This window comes from Marisediminitalea sp., assembly GCF_984433645.1.
In genome coordinates, this window is sequence record NZ_CFIDRX010000293.1 from 1 (window position 1) to 2,446 (window position 2,446).

A 2,446-nucleotide genomic window follows, 5' to 3' on the forward strand; every position below is an offset into this window, starting at 1 on the left:
CGTCAGCGCCGGGACTCATCCTGACCATCATGTGTTAGAAAGTGAAAAACAACTTGGTGTTGACGCTATTCGAAGTGGTATCGCCAAGTTAAATTCCACCGCTCAGATAGGGCGTCACAAAGTGTTGTTGATACCGGTGGCCGACAAGATGACCGAGGCGGCCTCGAATGCGTTACTTAAAACCCTCGAAGAGCCCACCGACAACACGTACTTAACCCTAATCACCAGTAATCTTAACGCGTTGTTGCCTACCATCTTAAGTCGCTGTGAAAAACATCAACTTGCGTTGCCGTCCGTTAGCCAAAGTTTAAACTGGCTCGCTACTCAGGGCGACATTGATGTGACAGAAGCGCTGTTGCAAGCCTATGGCAATGCGCCACTCAGAGTGTTGAGTGCGCTGCAGGATGAAGCGGGTTTGTCCTATCGTGAATTTACCGATGGTTTGGCTGACATGTTGTCGGGCAAAGCCGATATCACGGCAATTGCGGCTAAGTGGCAGGGCAGTGCAGAACTCGTTATTGACTGGTGCCAGCAGTATTATCATGATCAGTATCGCGCGCAGTTACGTAGCAGTGACTTCGAGCGGTATCAGCAATGTATCGGGTTTGCCCGGCGGGCTCAGCACCCGGGAATCAACAAAACATTGCTGCTAACCCAACTCTTTTCTCAACTTATTCAACAGTAAGAGGCCAATTTTGTTTGTTGACTCACATTGTCATTTAGATCGTTTAGACAAATCACCTGAAGCATTGCGCGAAACGCTGGATTTTGCCCGCCGTCGCGGTGTAGAACACTTTTTGTGTGTGTCTGTCTCTGTCAATGATTACCCAATGATGGTAGAAACGGTCGCTGAGTTTGATGATGTCTCTGTGTCGTGCGGTGTGCACCCGTTACATCAGGATGAAGCCTGCAGTTACGAAGAGTTGCTTGCCGCAGCCAGCGATGACAAGGTCGTCGCGATTGGTGAAACCGGCCTCGATTATTACTACAGTGCAGATACCCGGGAGGTACAGGTACAGTCGTTTATTGATCACATCCGAGTGGCCAATGAAACGGGTAAACCGCTGATCATTCATACCCGTGACGCGCGTCAGGAAACCATTGAACTATTAAAAGCACACCTTGCACCCGGCACGCAGGGCGTATTGCACTGCTTTACAGAAGATCTTGCAATGGCAGAAGCTGCCATCGAGCTTGGGTTTTACATATCCTTGTCGGGCATTGTGACCTTTAAATCTGCCGCTGAATTACAGGAAGTGGCCAAAGCGATTCCCCTTGAGCGGATGCTCATCGAAACCGACTCTCCGTGGTTGGCACCAGTTCCGTATCGCGGTAAGCCGAATCAGCCCGGTTACGTGGTTGAGGTTGCTGAATTTATTGCTAACTTACGGGGTATTTCGACAAAAGCCCTGGCCGAAGCAACGACGGCGAATTTTTACCGCCTGTTTTCGTTGGCAACTTCAACTGAGAAAGTAGCAAGCGCATGAGTGTCTGGCGGCAGCGTCTGGTAAAGAGTCTGTATCAAACTCGCAGCACGCCGGAAAGTCGCTATTTTCAGCTGGCCACGCAGTCACCCGATGGCAGTTTACACAATCGCACCGTGGTTTGCAGAGGACTGGATGAAAATCGGGATGCCTTGTGGTTGATCACCGATACCCGCAGTCAAAAGTGGCAAGACCTTCAACACAATCCTCATGCAGCGGTGTGTTGGTACATCGCGAAAACCCGAGAGCAGTATCGCTTTACGGTGAGTTGTGCGCTGTTGACCATGGAAAGTGATGAGGCCTTGTGTAAACAGCACTGGGAGCGATTATCTGAGCCCGCCAAGGCGCAGTTTTTGTGGGGCAAGCCCGGTGAATTGCGGGCAAATCCAGAACAAGCGTTGGTCGCGGAACAGACTGCTACAGACAAGCCACCATCGCAGTTTGGGGTGGTGAGACTGGATATTTCCAATGTCGATTACCTGAGTTTGAAGGGCAATCCGCAAACCCGGGAACGTTACCGCCTTGACGGTGAACAATGGCAACTCGAAACCATTATTCCTTAACCGGAGCTCGATGATGTCTGTATCCTTGTTTGCCGGCGACATCACCCTTGCCAACGTAGACGCCATAATAAATGCGGCGAACCCGCAGTTATTGGGAGGCGGGGGCGTTGACGGGGCTATACATCGGGCTGCCGGACCTGCTTTGCTGGAAGCATGCAAGCATATCCCTGACGTCGATGGCGTCCGTTGCCCGTTCGGTGAAGCCAGGTATACCGAAGCCGGTAAACTCTCTGCCCGTTACGTTATTCACACAGTGGGCCCTATTTATGCCCTCGATCCTGAACCCGCTGAAACACTAACCCGTTCTTATACCAATAGTTTTAAACTCGCGCTTAAGCTGGGCTGCACAACCATTGCGGTGCCGGCAATTTCCTGTGGTGTTTACGGATATCCCCACAC

4 protein-coding genes are annotated in these 2,446 nt (G+C 51.2%); all 4 read left to right on the forward strand.

Features of this window, described 5'->3' with window-relative positions:
• Window positions 1–685, forward strand: a 685-nt coding sequence (locus AC4MRN_RS20480; protein ID WP_491204369.1) for a DNA polymerase III delta subunit-related protein, incomplete at its 5' end; no start/stop codon positions are given.
• 10 nt (window positions 686–695) lie between these two features.
• Window positions 696–1,487 (forward strand): TatD family hydrolase, encoded by a 792-nt coding sequence (locus AC4MRN_RS20485; protein ID WP_491204370.1) that lies wholly within the window; start codon window positions 696–698, stop codon window positions 1,485–1,487.
• Window positions 1,484–2,047 (forward strand): pyridoxamine 5'-phosphate oxidase family protein, encoded by a 564-nt coding sequence (locus AC4MRN_RS20490; RefSeq protein ID WP_073324716.1) that lies wholly within the window; start codon window positions 1,484–1,486, stop codon window positions 2,045–2,047. The genes AC4MRN_RS20485 and AC4MRN_RS20490 overlap by 4 nt, the downstream gene beginning before the upstream one ends.
• A gap of 10 nt (window positions 2,048–2,057) precedes the next feature.
• Window positions 2,058–2,446 (forward strand): macro domain-containing protein (locus AC4MRN_RS20495; RefSeq protein WP_491204371.1); only part of this gene is annotated, 389 nt, incomplete at its 3' end.